The sequence below is a fragment of the Nonlabens sp. MIC269 genome (genome assembly GCF_001430865.1).
Lineage (GTDB): Bacteria > Bacteroidota > Bacteroidia > Flavobacteriales > Flavobacteriaceae > Nonlabens > Nonlabens tegetincola.
Genome location: NZ_CP011373.1, coordinates 2,687,042 through 2,706,104 on the forward strand (window position 1 = coordinate 2,687,042; position 19,063 = coordinate 2,706,104).

The following is a 19,063-nucleotide window of genomic DNA, read 5'->3' on the forward strand; positions in this document are numbered from 1 at the left end:
TAACCTAAAAATGATAAATAAAAAATGAGAATTCCATTGACATTATTTCTTCTATTTCTTCTATTAAATAGTTGTAAAAAAGAAGTCGTGGAACCATCTCAAAAAACCTATAAGAATATGACTGCTCAAGAGTTGTTGTCCCAATCAAATTATCAAGCCATGTGCTATGGTGGATACAGGGAAATGACTCGTGATAAGCAACCAACGATCGATCAAATAAAAGAGGATTTAAGAATTTTAAATGCTATGGATGTGAGACTTATTCGCACCTATAACGTACAGTTGCCGCACGCCACCAACGTTTTGAAGGCAATAAGACAACTAAAAGCTGAAAATCCTGATTTTGAAATGTATGTCATGTTAGGAGCATGGATCGATTGTAAAAATGCGTGGACAGGAAAGCCCGTGAATCACGATATTGAAAGTGAACAAAATGAAGACGAGATAACAAGAGCTGTAGCTCTAGCTCAAGAATATCCTGACATTATAAAAATAATCGCAGTAGGAAACGAGGCAATGGTTAAATGGGCGACCAGTTATTATGTCCAGCCAGACATTATCTTAAAATGGGTAAAACATCTCCAGGATCTTAAAAAACAAGGACAGCTACCTACCAATTTATGGATTACAAGTTCAGATAATTTTGCAAGTTGGGGCGGCGGCGATACACAATATCATGTGCCAGCTTTGAATGAATTGATACGCGAGGTTGATTTTATCTCCATCCATACTTATCCTATGCATGACACGCATTACAACCCTGTTTTTTGGGGTGTCCAAGAAAATGAAGCGCGTCTTTCTAAAGAAAAGCAAATCGAAATAGTTATGCAGCAATCCTTGCAGTATGCTATTAATCAGTATGAAAGCGTGGTTAATTATGTAAAGAGTATAGGTGAAGATAAACCTGTCTATATAGGTGAAACGGGCTGGGCCAGTTTTTCTAATGAGTTATATGGAAAAACAGGTTCAAAAGCAGTTGATGAATACAAAGCAGGTATTTATTACAAGCTTATAAGAGAATGGTCTATAAAGAATCATGTTACTTGTTTCTATTTTGAGGCTTTTGATGAGAAGTGGAAAGACGCTGAAAATCCGCAAGGAAGTGAAAATCACTTCGGATTATTTTCTGTAAACGGTCAGGCAAAATATGCTTTGTGGGACCTCGTAGATCAAGACCTATTTAAAAATCTCTCTAGAGATGGTAATCCAATCAATAAAACCTTCAACGGAGATGAGATTGCCCTGCTTAAATCAGTGAGTACACCACCAATAAAAAGAGGATAATGATGAAGAAGAGCTTACTTTCCTTACTAGTAATTGGTAGCCTGTTGAGTTGTACAGAGCAAACACCCTTTGATATTACGGTGTATGAAACATCGGCCGCTGGTAATAGTCTTTCTCAGGTTCAAGTTTTTGAACAGTTGGATAGTATTTCTACCATAAACATTAATCCAGATAAAACATATCAAAAGATTACTGGATTTGGAGGTGCGTTTACTGAGAGTAGTGCTTATTTATTAAACAATTTGAGTAAATCAAAACGGCGTGAGTTATTAGAAGCCTATTTCAGCGCAGATGGTGCAAATTATTCCCTAAATAGAACGCATATGAATAGCTGTGATTTCTCTTTATCCCAATATTCATATGCTCCTGTAGAAGACGATTTGCAACTCCAGCATTTTAGTGTTAAAGAAGATGAGGCCGACATTATACCGATGATTAAAGAGGCTATGGAAATCTCACCAGATGGGTTTAAACTATTTGCCTCACCATGGACTGCACCACCATGGATGAAGGATAACAAGGAATGGGTAGGAGGAAAGCTACTGCCTGAATATTATGATACGTGGGCATTATTTTTTTCAAAGTACGTAGAAGAATATGAAAAAAGAGGTATTCCTATCTGGGGTTTCACAGTAGAAAATGAGCCACACGGAAATGGTAATAATTGGGAAAGCATGCATTACACACCCGAAGAAATGACCCAGTTTGTTCAACATCATTTAGGTCCACATCTAGAGCAAAAGGGATATGGCGATAAAATCATTCTAGGTTATGATCAAAATCGGGCAGGAATTAGAGAATGGGTAGATGTAATGTACGCCTCGCAAGAAAGTTCTAAATACTATGATGGTACGGCCATTCACTGGTATGAAAGTACCTATGAAGTCTTTCCAGAAGAATTACAGTATGCGCATGAAAAAGCACCTACTAAATACTTGATTGAAACAGAAGGGTGTATTGATAGCGAGGTGCCAGCATGGAAGGATGATGCCTGGTACTGGAAAAAAGAAGCTACCGATTGGGGTTGGGATTGGGCACCAGAGGACCAAAAACATCTGCATCCTAAATACGCTCCAGTAAACCGTTATGCTCGAGACATTATCGGATGTTTGAACAATTGGGTTGACGGTTGGGTAGATTGGAATATGGTTCTAGATAAACAAGGTGGTCCTAACTGGTTTAAAAATTGGTGCGCTGCCCCAGTATTAGTAGATACAGAAAGTGATGAGGTGTATTTCACACCGCTTTATTACGTTATGACTCATTTCAGCAGGTTCATAAGACCAGATGCAGTGGTGCTGGATATTAAGTGGACTGATACTGATTTAATCGCTACAGCAGCGCAAAACCCAGATGGATCCATTGTGGTAGTAGTTTTTAATGAAGGAGAGAATAAAAAGAACTTTCAACTGAATTTTGAAGGTGTTCGCTTTCGCGAAAGCGAAACTAAAATTACTGTAGACGCTCAAGCAATTCAAACGATTGTAATCAAACCTAAAAATTAACTCATGGCTTATTCAACTTCGACAAAGGTCCCTATGGCTCAAAAAATTGCATTTGGTATTGGAATGTTTGCCAATCAAATGTTTCCTGCCATTTTGGGAATTTTTATGGTAGTACTTGTTGAAGATTTAAAGTTCACAGGTTTGTTATGGGCGATGATTTATTTGTTCCCTAGATTATTTGATGCTATAACAGATCCTATTATGGGTTTCATCTCTGATAATACCAAATCTAAATGGGGTAGAAGAAGGCAGTATGTTCTAGTAGGAGGAATTGTAATGGGTATCGCGTACATTTTTATGTGGCAACTATTTAAAGAAAATTCTGTTCAGTATAATTTTTGGTACTTCTTTTCGTGGTCTGCGCTTTTTTATCTGGGACTTACTTTATTTAGCGTTCCTTATGTGGCAATGGGCTATGAAATGAGCGAGGATTTTCATGAACGCACTAATATTATGGCGATTGCTCAATGGATAGGTCAATGGGCATGGGTATTTGCGCCATTATTTTGGATTATCATGTATGATGAATCATGGTTTCCATCTGCCGACGTTGCTGCGAGAGAATTAGCGATCTGGGTAGCGATTCCATGTGCTGTTTGTGCCATTGTGCCTGCTCTTTTTATTAAAAGTAAATCTACTTTGAATGAAGATTATGAGCCACTTACATTAAATAATATAGGTGGAAGTTTTATGAAAATTATTGAGAGTTTTAAAGAGGCTTTCAAAATAAAAGAATTTAAAAAGCTATGTATTTCTACCTTCTTTATTTTCAATGCATTCAATACCGTAGCCTCACTTACTTTTTTTGTAATCGTTTATAAACTTTTTAATGGAAATGCAGGTGACGCTGGTATATGGGTTTCCATGTTTGGGTGTTTGGGAGCACTAGGAACCACCTTTTTAGTAATTCCTGTGGTTGCTCGTATGTCAAAGAAATTTGGTAAGAAAAAGGCCTTTATGATTAGTCAGTTCATTTCCATTATAGGATATGTGATGTTGTACTTTCTTTTTATTCCTGGTAAACCTTGGATGTATATCATTGCCTTACCATTTTTCTCTTTTGGAATAGGTAGTTTATTTACCATTATGATGTCTATGACTGCCGATGTAATAGACATTGATGAATTAAATTCTGGTAAACGTAGAGAAGGGATTTTTGGTGCTATCTATTGGTGGATGGTTAAAGTAGGATTTGCTATAGCTGGTGCACTAAGTGGCGTAATTATTTGGATCGTAGGATTTGAAGCCGAAATACCTACAGTGGAACAACAAGCATCTGTCGATGGATTGCACGCATTCTTTTGTTTTTTCCCATTAATAGGAACTCTTATTGCCATGTATGTAATGAAAGACTACAGCGTTACTGAAGACCGTGCCAATGCAATAAGGAAAGAATTAGATAAGAGAAAATCTGATATTGAAAATACAAGGGACACTTATGGTTCATATAATTTTTTGGATGTCAATTCAGAAATTCAACTAGCGCCTTATACTAGTCCATTTAATTTTGATAGGGTTGAGCTACCACAAATTAAACTGATGTTTAGAGAACTTCTAGCTAAAGGAGTTAAGGGATTATCATTTAGTCCCTATGTTAAGGGACAAAATATAGGAGATTTACTTTCTGAAAATCAGATAAGGAGGCGTATGAAAATTATACAACCTCATACTGAGTGGATAAGATCTTTTTCATGTACAGAAGGAAATGAATTAATTCCCAATATCGCTCAGCAATATGGTACTAAAGTTCTTGCAGGAGCATGGATCAGTGAAGATCTAGAACGCAATGAGCAAGAAATCGAGGCATTAATAAAATTGATTCAAACTAATAAAGTACAGGTTGCTGCTGTAGGTAATGAAGTTCTTTTGAGAAATGATATTTCTGAAGAACAACTTATCGAGTACATAAATCGTGTTAAGGCAGCTACAAGTAATAAAGACGTTTTAATAGGCTATGTTGATACCTATTTTGAATATTATCAAAGACCTTTACTAGTTGAGGCTTGTGATATTTTATTAGTCAATTGTTATCCATTTTGGGAAGGAATCGCAATAGATGAATCTTTAGATTATTTAAGAACTATGTATGGTGTTGCCAGCAGTGTTTCTAAAGGTAAAGAAGTTGTTATTGCCGAAACGGGCTGGCCTAGTCAAGGACAGTCGGTGGAGCGCGCACATCCATCTCATTTTAATGCTATCAGATATTTTATTGAAACACAAACCTGGGCTACAGATAATGATGTTTCTGTGTTCCATTTTTCATCATTTGATGAATCATGGAAGGTTCGATTTGAAGGTGAATTAGGAGGAAGATGGGGACTATGGGATGAAAATGAAAAATTAAAATATTAATACGAAAATTTAAAATGATTTAGGAATTTGAATGAAACCGTAGTTGTGATAATTAAACTGAAATTTTTAAGCCTTTGGAAATGACATTTTTATTTAAATACAAAATATTTCAAACGATATAGTTGTGTTTTTAAATGAATTTTTCAACTCAACAAAACCTCAACAAACAGGAACTAATAGTGATGAACTATAATATTTTGTATATGTTAATGATTTGAAAATCAAAGTATTGAAAATTGTTGTAATAACAAGAATGTTAATTTTAAACTGTATAATTTATGTATTGTGGAATTATAAGGTAACACAATATCAACATATTAACTTTAAACAATAACTTAAACTCGAAAAAAATGAATAAAATTACTTTTTTACTTTTTGTTTTTATAGGGACTATTGGTTTTTCCCAATCCATGCCTATAGACTTTGAAGTTGCCGAAGATGATGCTTGGGGCGCTTTTAATGGAACAGTGGCTACTGTGTTGCAAGATCCTACGGATGCAAGTAATACCGTTTTAGAAATGATAGGTGCAGGAGTTGATTTTGATGGAGCAGCTCTTAATTTAGATACTTATGTTGATTTATCTGATGATGCTAATAACACCATTTCTTTAAGAATTTGGGCTCCAGATGCCACTACTAGAACACATTTATTGAAATTAGAAGGAGGAAGTTCTGGAGCAACAGAGCTTACTTTTACTACTACTATGATGGGATGGCAAACTGTGAATGTTGATTTTGGACCTGGATTAGGTACTGAATATCCAATTATAGTAATATTCACCGATAGCACTCCTGGAAATACAGCGACAGGAACTTATTATATAGATGATATCAATGGTCCCAACGGAGCAGTAATCCCTAATACTCCAGTGCCAGCAACGGCAGCTCCTATTCCTACAGCACCAGCAGCTGAAGTACTTAGTATTTATTCTGATACTGGTGGATACACCAATACTTGGAATGCTGACTATTCTTTTGGATCAGTGAATACTACTGATTTAGGAAATGGATCGGTTAACAATACTTTATTGTTCAATCTTGCTGCTGGTGGATGGGGACAAGGTACAAATACAGTAACCGACATAAGTGCCTACAATTATTTACAATTTGATTATTGGGCCGATTCTAATTCTACGGAAATTAGATTTTTCTTAATTGATGACAACGGTGGTGTTGTTGAATATTGGTATGAGATTGGCGGTAGTGCTCCGCAAGAAGCGATTGCAAATGACACATGGACTCATGTAGAGATTCCATTGTCTTTCTTTGAGATGAATGCACCTAATAATCAAGCAGGAACTGGTGGTTTTTCTAAGGCAAACTTTCTTCAATGGAAGATAGATGCCTCAGATAATTTACAATCTGATTTTGTTTACGTAGATAATATTTATTTCTCTCAAAATCCAGTAAGCGCAGCACCTACAGCACCTACAGTAGCGGCACCATCGCCTACTGCTCCAGCATCTGAGGTTATAAGTATGTTTAGTAACGTTTATACTGATGTACCAGTAGATACATGGAATACATCTTGGAGTGCAGCTACTTTAATGGATGTTCAAATAGCAGGTGACGATGTTAAATTTTACTCTAACCTTAATTTCAACGGTATTGAAACTGTAACTAACTCTATTGATGCTACAACGCCAGGTATGATGTTTTTTAATATGGATGTTTGGACGCCTGATGCGACTGAGTTTAGAATAAAATTAGTAGACTTTTTAGGTGATGGATTTGGTGGAGCAGGTGATACCGAGGCAGAATTGATTTTTACTCCTGCACAAGGTTCATGGGAAACTATTTCCATTCCTTTAGCTGACTTTGCTGCTGCTGGTATGACTTCTTTTACAGATATTAGTCAATTAATCATCGCGGCTCAACCTGCCGGTACAGCTACCGTATATGTAGACAATGTATACTTTTCCCAAAATGCACCAAACTCTACAGGTGGAAATATGCCAGTAGTTGCTGCTCCAGCTCCTACAGCGCCTCAAGTTGATGTAATTAGTTTATTCAGTAATGTATATAATGATGTTCCTGTTGATACATGGAATACTTCATGGAGTGCAGCTACATTTTCTGATGTTCAGGTAGCCGGAGATGACGTAAAACTGTACGAAAACCTTGATTTTAATGGTATCGAAACAGTAGCAAGTCCAATAAATGCTACCGCAGCAGGAATGATGTACTTCAATATGGACATATGGACACCAGATGCAACGTTGTTCAGAATAAAGTTAGTTGACTTTTTAGGTGATGGATTTGGTGGAGCAGGAGATACCGAGGCAGAACTAGCATTCACTCCTGCTACAGGTCAATGGGTGACTTTATCTATACCTTTATCTGACTTTAGTGCTGGTGGAATGACTTCATTCTCAGATATTAATCAATTCATAATTTCTGCACAACCAACTGGTGGTGCTACGGTCTATGTTGATAATGTTTACTTTTCTGTAAATCAAGTGGCTAGCAATCAAGATGTTGTTTTAAATGATTATACCGTTTATCCAAACCCAAGCGTTAATCAGTGGAATATTACCTCAAGCAATCAATTAATTGAGGAAATAGCTGTCTTTGATTTAACTGGAAAGATGGTGATGAGCAACAAGGTAAATAGCGAATCAATAACTATTGACGCAAGTTCATTGAGACCTGGGATTTATATAGCACGCGTTACATCGGCTAGCAGTGTTTCAAGTTTAAAATTAGTAAAGGAGTAATTTAGTTTCAAGTTGTAGATTGAAAAAGCCAGCTTTTATAGCTGGCTTTTTTTATTAGATATTATTTTAAATTCTTTCCTAGATCTAAAAACTCATACTTAAAAAATCTTACCTGGATTCATGATCCCTTTAGGATCTAATTGGTTTTTAAGCGCTTTCATTATTGCAATTTCAGAATCTGATTTGGAAAATTTCAGGTAAGCCTTTTTATGATTTCCTATACCATGTTCTGCACTTACAGAACCATTTAAAGTTTCAATTTCTTGATATACTAGATGGTCAATGGCTTCTTTGGTTGCTTTACTGGTGTCATTTTTTCCAATCATTAAGTGTATGTTACCATCGGCTACATGGCCAAATGCATATACTTGTGTAGCTATTCCGCTTTCGCGAAAGCGTGAGTAACATCTTGCTATGTAACCGCCTATTTCGGGTATAGGAATACTTATATCAAAATGCTGGTCATAAGGCATGAAATCAACCAAATTATTTACGTCTTCTCTTATTCTAAAGAACCAGTCTACCTCGCTTTGTGATCTCGCTATAACGGCATCTTCAATGATTTCTTCTTCCAGTGCGTTCTCCAATAAATGCTCTAGTAATTGAATGTCCTTATCGGGATGAGCTCCTTGGATTTCGATTAAAACATAATACTCATAGTCATAGGGAAGCGGTGGTCTTACTGCATCACTGGCACTTGTTAATTGCTCATAGGTGTTTTTCCAGATAAGTTCAAAACCTGTAAGTTTACCTGATGCTCCTGCATCTATATGTTTGAGTAATTGTATAACGCTCTCATATTTTTTTAATCCAGCATAAGCAGCGTACCTACTTTTAGGTTTCTCTACGAGTTTAACAACTGCTTTAGTGATTATTCCTAGAGTTCCTTCACTTCCTATGAATAGTTGTTTAAGGTCATATCCACTATTATCTTTAATAATTTTACGTAGGTTGGATACTATTGTACCATCAGCTAGTACCACTTCTAAACCTAGGATTAAATGGCGTGTCATGCCATATTTTAAAACACGCAAACCACCGGCATTAGTAGCAATGATCCCACCAATTTGTGCGCTTCCGCGAGCTCCAAAATTTAATGGGAATAGTAATTCCTGTTTATCTGTAGCGCGATGTAATTCTTCTAGAATAACCCCAGCTTGTACGGTTGCAGTTCGGCTTTCAGAATCAATTTCTTCTATTTGATTCATTCTTTCGAGAGAAATTACCACTTCGTTCTCTTTGGTTTCAGTGCTACCTACAAGATTTGTTAATCCGCCATGAGTTACTACGGCTAGTCCATGATCATGACAAATTTTAAGGATGGTGCTTACTTGTTGGGTAGATTCTGGTAATAGGACACAAGCTGCTGCCAGTGGCTCATCCATGTGCCATATATGATGATATCGGCTTTTTAATCCTGCACCGTGAATGATTTGTTTAGTAGATAGGTGATCGGCAAAAAGGGTATGAATCATCCTTTGAAAATTGATTTCAATACGTTCATTAAATGCTGTTCCATGATATCATAACTACCATCGGCAGTAAAAAAGTCTTTAACATCATGTAGGATTTTTTCTACTTGAGGTTTTGAGAGGTTATTATGTTTAACGTATTCCTCAATGCGAACTATACTTTTATAATCTGCATCACGTCTAAAAATTAGTAGCATTTCTTCATATCGCTCTTTATCAAAGTGCGTTTGCATCCACTTTAATTCTTCACAAGATTGAGAAATATCAATTTTTGAACAATACAGAATTAAGTAAACACGAAATTGTTCCATAGTCCAGGATAGGTGGTCGGTAGTCATCATAGCTTGGGATTTATGATTAAATATACAACATAAAGATCTTTTAGTTTAACTTTCTATCCACAATTGACCTCGATGTGGTTTAAGGGCATCTCGTACTGGTGGCATAACATCTTCATTAACTCCTAGAAAAGCGATGTAATGATTTTTATTCAATTTTTCAACACCATTTCCTAGGCTATTAATGCCTTCCATAGTTACATACTCCTTTAAATGAATAAGGTGATGCTGTGCTGTTTTTTGTGCATGAGGACCTTTAAAATCCCAAATTAATTTTAGTTTTCTCATAAGACGTAATCACCTGTTTTTACACTTTTTCCAGTTTCGGCAAATATCTTAAAATCTTGCATATGTTGGAGCGTTTGTGAGGTGAAAACCTTTGGGTTTGCTTTGGCTGCTAGTCGCATCATCCCGGTGAATTTAAAGGTAGAACTAGCTTGCCAAAGTGTCACTCTATGTTGTGAGTTGTTGTTTTTAATTACGCTTTCGCGAAAGCGGTTACATTGTTCATTAACTACTCCACGAGTACGATAAGTCGCTGCCCACAAGTGAGGTAAGTCTAATTGTGTGATTTCCTCAATCATTGAAATAGTAGCAACGCTGGTTTTAATTCTCATGCTGCGTTTACTACCTACTTGACCTGTTTGTGAGCTTAGGTTTTTAAAAGAGATAAGCCCTTTTTGCCAGTGCTGAAAATAATCCTGTTCCTTAAATAACTTCATAACCTCATCGATAGGTTTATGAATGGTAATCTCATTTGAAGTTTTGATCATATCATTATGGTCGTAAATTGTTAATAGTACTTAACACTAAGGGGCAGAAAGGGCTTTGTATAGGAAATCACATTGGTTATTTTTGCATGCTTATGAATCTGGGCTCTATGAATAAATTATTTGTTTTTTTATTTGTAATAGTAAGTAACTTAATACTTGCTCAAAATATTGATGACAAAACATTTTTAGTAATTGATGGTCAAGAATTTGACGCTGGTACTTTCAAGCGCTTGTACTTAAAAAATATTGATATAGTACAGGATGAATCTCAAAAAGACATAGATAATTATTTAGAACTGTATATAGATTATCGTTTAAAACTTATGCAGGCCTATGAATTAGGTCTTGATAAAGAGCCTGAATATTTAAATGAAATAAAAAAACAACGATCAAGTCTAGCGAAGAATTACCTTACTGATAACGAGGTGACTGATGCTTTGGTTCAAGAGGCATACAACCGAAGTATTGAAGAGGTTAACGCCAGTCATATCATTGTTAAACTGGATAAAGGATCTTCACCACAGGATACATTAAAAGCTTACAATAGAATCTACCAACTATATCAAAGAGCACAAAAGGAAGATTTTGCAAAATTAGCACGTGAAACTAGTGAAGGCCCTAGTGCAGGAAATGGCGGTGAGTTAGGATGGTTCGGCGGATTTAGAATGACTTATGATTTTGAAAGTGTAGCTTTTAAAACTCCTGTAGGATCTATAAGTAAACCCTTTAGAACTGAGTTTGGATACCATATTTTAAAGGTGAACGATCGCAGGCCTAATCGTGGTGAAGTTACGGTTGCCCACATAATGACCTTTGATAAACCAAACGCTACAACCCAAGATGCTGCAACAAGAATTCAAGATATTTATAAGCAGTTAGAATCGGGTAAAAATTTTGGAGAATTAGCAAGAGAATTTTCTGATGATTTAAATAGTGCATCAAAGGGTGGTGAGTTAACTCGATTTGGTACCGGTGGTTTGAATAGTGTCATATTTGTAAATAAAGCCCTTTCTATTGAAAAGGAAGGATCTTATACAAAACCCTTTGAAACCAAATTTGGTTGGCATATTGTAAAATTGTTGGAAAAGCATGACTTGCCAAAATTTGATGAGGTTAATAAGACTCTAGAAAACAAAATTAAACGTTCTCCTAGGTCAAGAAAGATTACCAAATCATTTGTAAATAAATTGAAATCTAGCTATCAAGTTCCTCAAAAATTGAAGGTGCCAGATTATATTTTAAGGGAATTTAATGATAGCATTCTAACGGGTCAATGGTTGCAAAATGTTGAGGATAGAGAAAGGAAAGTTTTGACTATTAATGATACAGATATCATGTCATTTGACTTTTTCAATTTTGTTGAAAACCAACAGAAGAAGAATCCACAATTTTACAAAACGGTTAATGAACAAGTTCAGTTTTACTTTGATTTATTTGTTGATGACCAAGTGATGAACTATTATGATAAACACCTAGAGCGTGATAATAAGGATTTTGCATTTGTTTATAACGAGTTTAAGGAAGCAAACCTGCTTTTTAACCTTATGCAGAAAAAAATATGGAACAAGGCCAAGGAAGACAGCATCGGTCAACGAGATTATTACAACAAGCACAAGGAAAAGTATGAGTGGAAAAGAAGGCTGGACATCATTTTGACTCAAAATACTAGTAAAGAGGTTGCTACTGAGGTACAACAAATGCTTAAAGATCAAGTACCAGTTGATGAAATTAAAGAAAGCCTAAATGAAAATGGTAGAGTAAAGATAATTGTGAGTACAGGAGTAGTAGAAGAGAGCTTTAATAGATTACCAGACAATTTTGAAGTCAAGGAAGGCGTTTCTACTATATATCACAATGAAGGAGATAGTTTTTACAAAGTAGTCTATGTAAAGTCCATTAAACCTTCTGCTCCAAAAACCTTTGAAGAAGCTGTAGGTAATGTAATTAATGATTATCAACAGCAATTAGAAAAGGAGTGGTTATCCTCGTTAAGGAAGGATCGTAAAATTAAAGTGAAGAAAAACATCTTCAAGAAAATTAAAAAACAACTAGCAGCTTATAGTGAATAGATATTTATATTTCATATTACTAGTGTTCTCTATCACTTCATGCGATTACTTTGTAAAGGAGGCTGATACTAATGCTGTGGTTACCGTAGGGAAACATATTTTGACGGCATCAGATATCAATGAGCAGCTTCCTAGTGATTATACTGTTGAAGATAGCATTGCAATTATCTCTAGGTACGTTGACAATTGGGCAACCGAAAAACTCATGTATGATCAGGCGTTGTTAAATATCGAAGAAGATAGGCAGGAACAATTAGATCAATTGGTCAATACATATAAAACGGAATTGTTTACACAGGAATATCTTACGAAAGTAATCAAGCAAAATCTTGATACTATCATTAATAAAGAACTGATAGCTGAGTACTATGAAGATAAAAGTGAACAATTTTTACTTAATGAAGACGTCATCCAGTACTTGTACGTTTATGTCGATAACAATTATCCAGATATCAATAAATTGAGAGCACTTATAGGTAACGCTGGCGAAAAAGAAATCAATCAATTGGATAGTTTGAAGTTAGGATTCAAGAGGTTTTACTTCAATGACACAACATGGGTTAAAAAGAGTGAAGTCTATGACAAAGTAAAGGCTATTAACCCTAATAATGAGAAATGGTACATCAAAGAAGGAAGTTCTTTCAAATTAGAGGACAGTCTTGGTGTATATTTGGTGAAATTCAAAAAAATAAAGAAAAAAGGAGAGGAAGCGCCTTTGGAATACATAGCGCCTGTAATAAAACAGATTTTACTCAATAGAAGTAAAGTGCAGTATGTAAAAAGACTTGAAAAGGATATTTTGAATGATGCAAAACAAAGCAATGAAATTAAAATTTATAAGTAGTGTACTAGCAAGTTTGTGTTTTTGGTTAAATGCAACAGCCCAAACACAAACAGATGTAGCTGCTACAGATCGTGAAAACGTTCAAGAAACGTATTTACAACTACAAGATTCTGTAAAACCTAGTAACACAAACCGTTTTTTGATAGATGGTGTAGCTGGAGTAATCGGTGATTATGTAATATTAGATAGTGATATTAAAAAGCAGCAATCGCAAGTTGAACTACAACAAGGGAATTTAAAACTTTCAAAGTGTGAACTCATTGAAAGTCTTATCCGTGAGAAAATGTATGCCCACCATGCTATTCAAGATAGTATTAATGTTAGTGATGCAGAGGTAAGAAGCCGTACTAATGATATGTTGCGTTTCTTTAGACAAAGATTAGGTAGTGATGAAGAAATAGTAAAATACTACAACAGGGAAAGTATGGATGCCGTTATTGCCGAGCTTAATAAACTTAATCGTGACGGTCTTCTAGCTAACCGCATGCAGCAACGACTTACTGAGCAAGTAGAAATTACACCAGAAGAGGTTAGACAATTTTTCTATAACATTCCAGAGGACGAGAGACCACTCTTTAATACTGAAGTAGAATTTTCTCAAATCATCGTTAAACCACAACCGGCAGAAGAAGATGTTAAGGATGTAATTTCAAAATTAAATAGATACCGTGACGACGTTATAAACAACGGCGGTAATTTTGCTGCAAAGGCTGCATTGTACTCTGATGATACAGGAACCGAAAGACAAGGTGGTATTTTGAGTCTAACAAGAAAGGATCCATTTGTAGCCGAATTTAAAGAAGTAGCTTTTTCAACACCAGAAGGTGAAGTATCAGAACCATTTGAAACTCAGTTTGGGTGGCATATTGTTTATGTAGAAAAAATTCGTGGTGATTATCGTGATGTTCGTCACATACTATTACGTCCGTTTATCTCTACTACCCAAGTGAATAAGGCTCGTGAAGAACTCGATAAAATGCGTGACAAACTTATCATTGGAGACATCACGTTTGAAGATGCTGCCAAAGAAATAAGCGATGAAGAAGAAACTTCAAAAAATGGTGGAATTTTAACCAATCCATCAACTGGTGATAAAAGATTCGATCTTACAAAAATTGACCCGTCTTTATCAGCTCAGTTGCAATTTCTGGAAGAAGGAGATGTGAGTGGAATTATTGACGAAAAAGACGATTTAGGTAGAGTATATTTCAAGATTTTAAAAGTTAATAAGCGTATTGAGGATCATAAAGCAAACTATACTCTCGATTTTCTTAAAATTAAAGATTTAGCCTTGCAAAAGAAACGTGTAGACAAAATACGTGAATGGCAAGAAGAGAAGTTACAGGATACCTATATTAAGATAGGCGATCAGTTTAAAGAATGTGATTTTGTGGTAGACTGGACAAAATAATTATCAAATAAAGTATGTGATTAGTATGCTTTCGCAGAAGCGTAATAAAAACAATCTAAATTAATAAACCAACAAACTATGTCTGATGTAGCAGCGATTGATAATCTAGTCAAAAAGCACAAAGAATTAAAAAAGGAAATAGGAAAAGTCATCATTGGTCAAGAACGAGTGATCGACGAAATTCTTATCTCCATTTTTTCTGGAGGACATGCTTTACTAGTAGGAGTTCCAGGGCTGGCCAAAACACTTATGGTGAATACAATTTCACAAGCTCTAGGACTACAATTCAAACGCATACAGTTTACGCCAGACCTTATGCCTAGTGATATATTAGGAAGTGAAATACTGGACGAGAATAGGACCTTTAAATTTATAAAAGGACCTGTGTTTTCTAATATTATTCTAGCCGATGAGATTAATAGAACTCCACCTAAAACTCAAGCAGCCTTACTAGAAGCTATGCAGGAGCGCAAGGTTACAGTTTCTGGTCACAATTATGTTTTAGATAAACCTTATTTTGTACTTGCCACACAAAACCCTATTGAACAGGAAGGAACTTACCCTTTACCAGAAGCGCAATTGGATAGGTTTATGTTTTCTATCAAACTCGAATACCCTAGCTTTGAAGAAGAGGTAAATGTTGTAAAATCTACTACAAGCGACCACAAACCAACTGTAAATTCTTTATTCACAGCTCAGGAGATTGTTGATTTTCAGCAATTAGTACGCCGTATTCCAGTGGCAGATAATGTCATTGAATACGCAGTAGGACTAGTAGGGAAAACAAGACCTAATGGTGAAAATGTTCCTGAAATTATAAAGGAATATATAGATTGGGGTGCTGGACCACGTGCATCGCAAAATCTTATTCTAGCTGCCAAAACTCACGCAGCTGTTAATGGTAAGTACAGTCCAGATATTGAAGATGTACAAGCCGTAGCAAACGGTATCTTACGTCACCGTATTATTAAAAATTATAAGGCCGAGGCAGAAGGTTATACCGAAGAAAGTATCATTGCCCAGATTCTGTAATAACCATTTCTACTAGAAATTAATTAATCGTTTTAAATTTTGGTTAATGCTAATCGACGGAAACGTTGCTTAGCGCTGTCATAGTACTATTCAAGGTGGCTTTAAAATCTTAAGATTTTACGGCTTTATGCTTGTTGAATACTCTCGCTTTCGCGAAAGCAAACCCCATATTATCTCCGTTTTTATTCTATTTAGATTCATTTTATATTGATAATCTATTAATGATAACGAATATTAATTGACTATTTGGTAAATTTTATCTTATCAAATAGTTGATTTAATGGAAATATTTCACTGTTTTTTGATTGTCGTTGATTATTTTCAATTATGAAGTCTGTTTTGTAAATTCGCAACACCTAAAAAACGGATAAAAAAACACACATATGGCTTTTGATATTGACATGATAAAAAAGGTGTATGCAAACATGCCAGAACGAGTAGATAAAGCTCGTGAATTGACTGGTAAACCGCTTACACTTGCTGAAAAGATTTTATACTCACACCTGTGGGATGGAAACCCTGAAAAGGTTTTTACACGTGGTAAAGATTATGTAGACTTTGCTCCGGACCGTATTGCTTGTCAAGATGCAACAGCCCAAATGGCTTTACTTCAATTTATGCAAGCTGGTAAGGATAAAGTGGCTGTTCCTACAACAGTGCACTGTGATCACCTTATTCAAGCTAAAGTAGGTGCCGATACGGATCTACAAAATGCACTTAATACGAGTAATGAAGTATTTAACTTCCTTGAAAGTGTATCAAATAAATATGGTATTGGATTCTGGAAACCAGGTGCAGGAATTATTCACCAGGTAGTACTTGAAAATTATGCCTTTCCAGGTGGAATGATGATTGGTACCGATTCACACACTGTAAACGCAGGTGGATTAGGAATGGTAGCAATAGGTGTAGGTGGTGCCGATGCAGTAGACGTAATGGCAGGTATGGCCTGGGAACTTAAATTTCCTAAGTTAATCGGAGTAAGGTTAACTGGTAAATTATCAGGTTGGACTGCACCAAAAGATGTAATCTTAAAAGTAGCTGAAATTCTTACCGTAAAAGGAGGAACAGGAGCTATAGTAGAATATTTTGGACCTGGTGCAAAGAACTTATCTTGTACAGGTAAAGGTACTATTTGTAACATGGGTGCAGAAATAGGAGCAACTACTTCAACCTTTGGATACGATGAATCAATGGAACGCTATTTAAGAGCGACAGATCGTGCAGATATTGCTGATGCTGCAAATGAGGTGAAAGAATATCTTACAGGAGATGATGAAGTATATGCAAATCCAGAACAGTACTTTGACCAAGTAATTGATATCGATTTAGATAAATTAATGCCACATTTGAATGGTCCTTTTACTCCAGATCTTGCTACTGAAGTTGGTACAATGAAATCAAAAGCTGAAGAAAATGGATGGCCTTTAAAGGTGGAATGGGGTCTTATAGGATCTTGTACAAACTCTTCATATGAAGATCTTTCTCGAGCAAGCAGTGTTGCTCAACAAGCACTTGATAAAGGACTTAAAACTAAAGCAGAGTTTGGTATTAATCCAGGATCTGAACAAGTTCGTTTTACTGCAGAGCGTGATGGAATCTTAAAGGTTTTTGAAGATTTAGATGCAAAAATATTTACGAATGCTTGTGGACCATGTATTGGTCAATGGGCTCGTTATGAGGATCCAAAAAATGCACCTAAAAACTCAATTGTTCACTCGTTCAATAGAAACTTTGCCAAGCGTGCTGACGGTAATCCAAACACACACGCTTTTGTAGCTTCACCAGAAATGACTGCTGCAATAGCAATTGCTGGTAGACTAGATTTTAATCCAATTACTGATAAACTTATCAATGAAGATGGAGAAGAGGTGATGCTAGATGAACCTACAGGATGGGAATTACCACCTAAAGGATTTGAAGTAGAAGACGATGGTTACCTAGCACCAGTTGAAGATGGTAGCGGAGTAGAAGTAGTAGTTGCAGACGATTCTGATAGATTACAATTATTGACTCCTTTTGTGCCATTAGGAACTGAAATTAAAGGTGCAAAACTGTTAATCAAAGCTTTTGGAAAATGTACTACAGATCACATTTCTATGGCAGGTCCATGGTTACGTTACAGAGGACATTTAGATAACATTGCAAATAATACTTTGATTGGAGCGGTTAATGCTTTTAACAAGCAAACCAACTTAGTGAAAAATCAACTTACTGGAGAATACGATGCTGTACCAAAAGTTCAGAGAGCTTATAAAGCTGACGGTATCAAGTCTGTAGTAATAGGTGATCATAATTATGGAGAAGGTTCATCAAGAGAACACGCAGCTATGCAACCTAGACACTTAGGTGTAGCAGCTGTAATAGTTAAATCTTTTGCTCGTATCCATGAAACAAACCTTAAAAAACAAGGAATGTTAGGTCTAACGTTTGCAAATGAAGCAGACTACGACTTGATCCAAGAAGATGATACGTTTAACTTCTTAGATTTAGATCAATTTGCACCAGACACGCCGCTTACTTTAGAAGTTGTACATGCTGATGGGTCAAAAGATCAAATTAAATTAAACCACACTTATAATAAGGCTCAAATTGAGTGGTTCCATAAAGGAAGTGCCTTAAATAAGATTAAAGAAGAAAACGCAGCTTAATTAAGTTGTTATCTTAAATTTAAAATCCTCTTCTTACTGAAGAGGATTTTTTTTTATTAGAATTAGGATAAATTTTTGTCTTTAAATAACTGTCTAAGTGTACCTTACATAAAAATATTATTGTGTTTAAATTCTTGGGTGTTTTTTTAAAAATTATTGCAACAATTGGGGTAGTCGCTATTATTGCTCTAGCTATTGCCATTGAAGTATATGCAATATCTGATATTTATCACGCTCTTATTAATATCGCCAGCGGTTACTCTGAAGAAGATACCATTATACAAGATTGCTTAAAGTCTCTAGACCTTGTATTATTAGGTGTTATCTTTTTTACTGTTGCCATGGGACTATTCGAATTATACGTTGCCAAAATCAAAAACTTACCATCGTGGCTCGTTATTGAAACATTAGACGATCTTAAATCGTTACTCATTAAAATGGTAATTTTTGTAATGGCTATTTCCTTTACGGGTAAAGTTGTTACATACTCCGAAGGTATTGAAATACTTTATCTAGGCGCGGGATTCTCATTAGTTACCTTAGCTCTTACCTATTTTATAAATAATAAATAAACCTGATGTTTTACCTAGACAGGTTTCGTATTTTGCTAGCTTT

14 protein-coding genes are annotated in these 19,063 nt (G+C 35.7%); 10 read left to right on the forward strand and 4 right to left on the reverse strand.

The window, feature by feature from the left end; all coding sequences use genetic code 11:
* The first annotated feature begins 24 nt into the window (after positions 1–24).
* The 4 genes from AAT17_RS12120 (at position 25) to AAT17_RS12135 (ending at position 7,858) form a co-directional block, all read left to right on the forward strand.
* On the forward strand, positions 25–1,284 hold the full coding sequence (locus tag AAT17_RS12120; RefSeq protein ID WP_060524663.1) for a glycosyl hydrolase family 17 protein: 1,260 nt from the start codon (positions 25–27) through the stop codon (positions 1,282–1,284).
* A gap of 2 nt (positions 1,285–1,286) precedes the next feature.
* Positions 1,287–2,789 carry a glycoside hydrolase family 30 beta sandwich domain-containing protein gene (locus AAT17_RS12125; RefSeq protein ID WP_082587015.1) on the forward strand — a complete coding sequence of 501 codons (1,503 nt, stop codon included), beginning with the start codon at positions 1,287–1,289 and terminating at the stop codon, positions 2,787–2,789.
* A 3-nt stretch (positions 2,790–2,792) separates the two neighbouring features.
* The gene (locus tag AAT17_RS12130) at positions 2,793–5,141 is read left to right on the forward strand and encodes an MFS transporter (RefSeq protein ID WP_060524665.1); all 2,349 of its coding nucleotides are present in this window, start codon (positions 2,793–2,795) and stop codon (positions 5,139–5,141) included.
* A 350-nt stretch (positions 5,142–5,491) separates the two neighbouring features.
* Positions 5,492–7,858: a T9SS type A sorting domain-containing protein gene (locus AAT17_RS12135; protein WP_060524668.1), complete on the forward strand. Its 2,367-nt coding sequence runs from the start codon at positions 5,492–5,494 to the stop codon at positions 7,856–7,858.
* Positions 7,859–7,956: 98 nt separating this feature from the next.
* Here the strand turns inward: AAT17_RS12135 and AAT17_RS12140 are convergent, their stop codons facing one another.
* From AAT17_RS12140 to AAT17_RS12155, 4 genes are read right to left on the reverse strand one after another with little or no spacing between them, the layout of a single operon-like run.
* The gene (locus AAT17_RS12140) at positions 7,957–9,333 is read right to left on the reverse strand and encodes an FAD-binding oxidoreductase (protein WP_060524670.1); all 1,377 of its coding nucleotides are present in this window, start codon (positions 9,331–9,333) and stop codon (positions 7,957–7,959) included.
* Positions 9,330–9,671 (reverse strand): hypothetical protein, encoded by a 342-nt coding sequence (locus AAT17_RS12145; RefSeq protein WP_146105019.1) that lies wholly within the window; start codon positions 9,669–9,671, stop codon positions 9,330–9,332. The genes AAT17_RS12140 and AAT17_RS12145 overlap by 4 nt, the downstream gene beginning before the upstream one ends.
* Positions 9,672–9,716: 45 nt before the next feature.
* Positions 9,717–9,956 carry a hypothetical protein gene (locus AAT17_RS12150; RefSeq protein ID WP_060524672.1) on the reverse strand — a complete coding sequence of 80 codons (240 nt, stop codon included), beginning with the start codon at positions 9,954–9,956 and terminating at the stop codon, positions 9,717–9,719.
* On the reverse strand, positions 9,953–10,441 hold the full coding sequence (locus AAT17_RS12155) for a hypothetical protein (RefSeq protein WP_060524674.1): 489 nt from the start codon (positions 10,439–10,441) through the stop codon (positions 9,953–9,955). Before AAT17_RS12155 ends, AAT17_RS12150 begins: the two co-directional genes overlap by 4 nt.
* A 107-nt stretch (positions 10,442–10,548) precedes the next feature.
* Here AAT17_RS12155 and AAT17_RS12160 point away from each other — a divergent pair, with 107 nt between their 5' ends.
* From AAT17_RS12160 to AAT17_RS12185, 6 genes are all read left to right on the forward strand, one after another.
* Positions 10,549–12,510 (forward strand): peptidylprolyl isomerase, encoded by a 1,962-nt coding sequence (locus tag AAT17_RS12160; protein ID WP_060524676.1) that lies wholly within the window; start codon positions 10,549–10,551, stop codon positions 12,508–12,510.
* Entirely contained in the window at positions 12,503–13,354 is an 852-nt protein-coding gene (locus AAT17_RS12165) for a hypothetical protein (protein WP_042279439.1), read from the forward strand. The genes AAT17_RS12160 and AAT17_RS12165 overlap by 8 nt, the downstream gene beginning before the upstream one ends.
* Positions 13,332–14,765, forward strand: coding sequence for a peptidylprolyl isomerase (locus tag AAT17_RS12170; protein ID WP_152557427.1), 1,434 nt, complete (start codon positions 13,332–13,334; stop codon positions 14,763–14,765). The genes AAT17_RS12165 and AAT17_RS12170 overlap by 23 nt, the downstream gene beginning before the upstream one ends.
* Before the next feature lie 78 nt (positions 14,766–14,843).
* Entirely contained in the window at positions 14,844–15,797 is a 954-nt protein-coding gene (locus tag AAT17_RS12175) for a MoxR family ATPase (RefSeq protein WP_060524679.1), read from the forward strand.
* Positions 15,798–16,180: 383 nt separating this feature from the next.
* Complete coding sequence (locus AAT17_RS12180) at positions 16,181–18,448, forward strand: aconitate hydratase (protein WP_060524681.1); 2,268 nt, start codon at positions 16,181–16,183, stop codon at positions 18,446–18,448.
* 122 nt (positions 18,449–18,570) lie between these two features.
* Positions 18,571–19,020 (forward strand): YqhA family protein, encoded by a 450-nt coding sequence (locus AAT17_RS12185; RefSeq protein WP_052510381.1) that lies wholly within the window; start codon positions 18,571–18,573, stop codon positions 19,018–19,020.
* Positions 19,021–19,063: the final 43 nt, after the last annotated feature.

Coding starts and splice junctions, on each gene's coding strand:
- AAT17_RS12120 (WP_060524663.1), top strand. CDS start 25: ATGAGAATTCCATTGACATTATTTCTTCTATTTCTTCTATTAAATAGT.
- AAT17_RS12125 (WP_082587015.1), top strand. CDS start 1,287: ATGAAGAAGAGCTTACTTTCCTTACTAGTAATTGGTAGCCTGTTGAGT.
- AAT17_RS12130 (WP_060524665.1), top strand. CDS start 2,793: ATGGCTTATTCAACTTCGACAAAGGTCCCTATGGCTCAAAAAATTGCA.
- AAT17_RS12135 (WP_060524668.1), top strand. CDS start 5,492: ATGAATAAAATTACTTTTTTACTTTTTGTTTTTATAGGGACTATTGGT.
- AAT17_RS12140 (WP_060524670.1), bottom strand. CDS start 9,333: ATGATTCATACCCTTTTTGCCGATCACCTATCTACTAAACAAATCATT.
- AAT17_RS12145 (WP_146105019.1), bottom strand. CDS start 9,671: ATGATGACTACCGACCACCTATCCTGGACTATGGAACAATTTCGTGTT.
- AAT17_RS12150 (WP_060524672.1), bottom strand. CDS start 9,956: ATGAGAAAACTAAAATTAATTTGGGATTTTAAAGGTCCTCATGCACAA.
- AAT17_RS12155 (WP_060524674.1), bottom strand. CDS start 10,441: ATGATCAAAACTTCAAATGAGATTACCATTCATAAACCTATCGATGAG.
- AAT17_RS12160 (WP_060524676.1), top strand. CDS start 10,549: ATGAATAAATTATTTGTTTTTTTATTTGTAATAGTAAGTAACTTAATA.
- AAT17_RS12170 (WP_152557427.1), top strand. CDS start 13,332: ATGAAATTAAAATTTATAAGTAGTGTACTAGCAAGTTTGTGTTTTTGG.
- AAT17_RS12175 (WP_060524679.1), top strand. CDS start 14,844: ATGTCTGATGTAGCAGCGATTGATAATCTAGTCAAAAAGCACAAAGAA.
- AAT17_RS12180 (WP_060524681.1), top strand. CDS start 16,181: ATGGCTTTTGATATTGACATGATAAAAAAGGTGTATGCAAACATGCCA.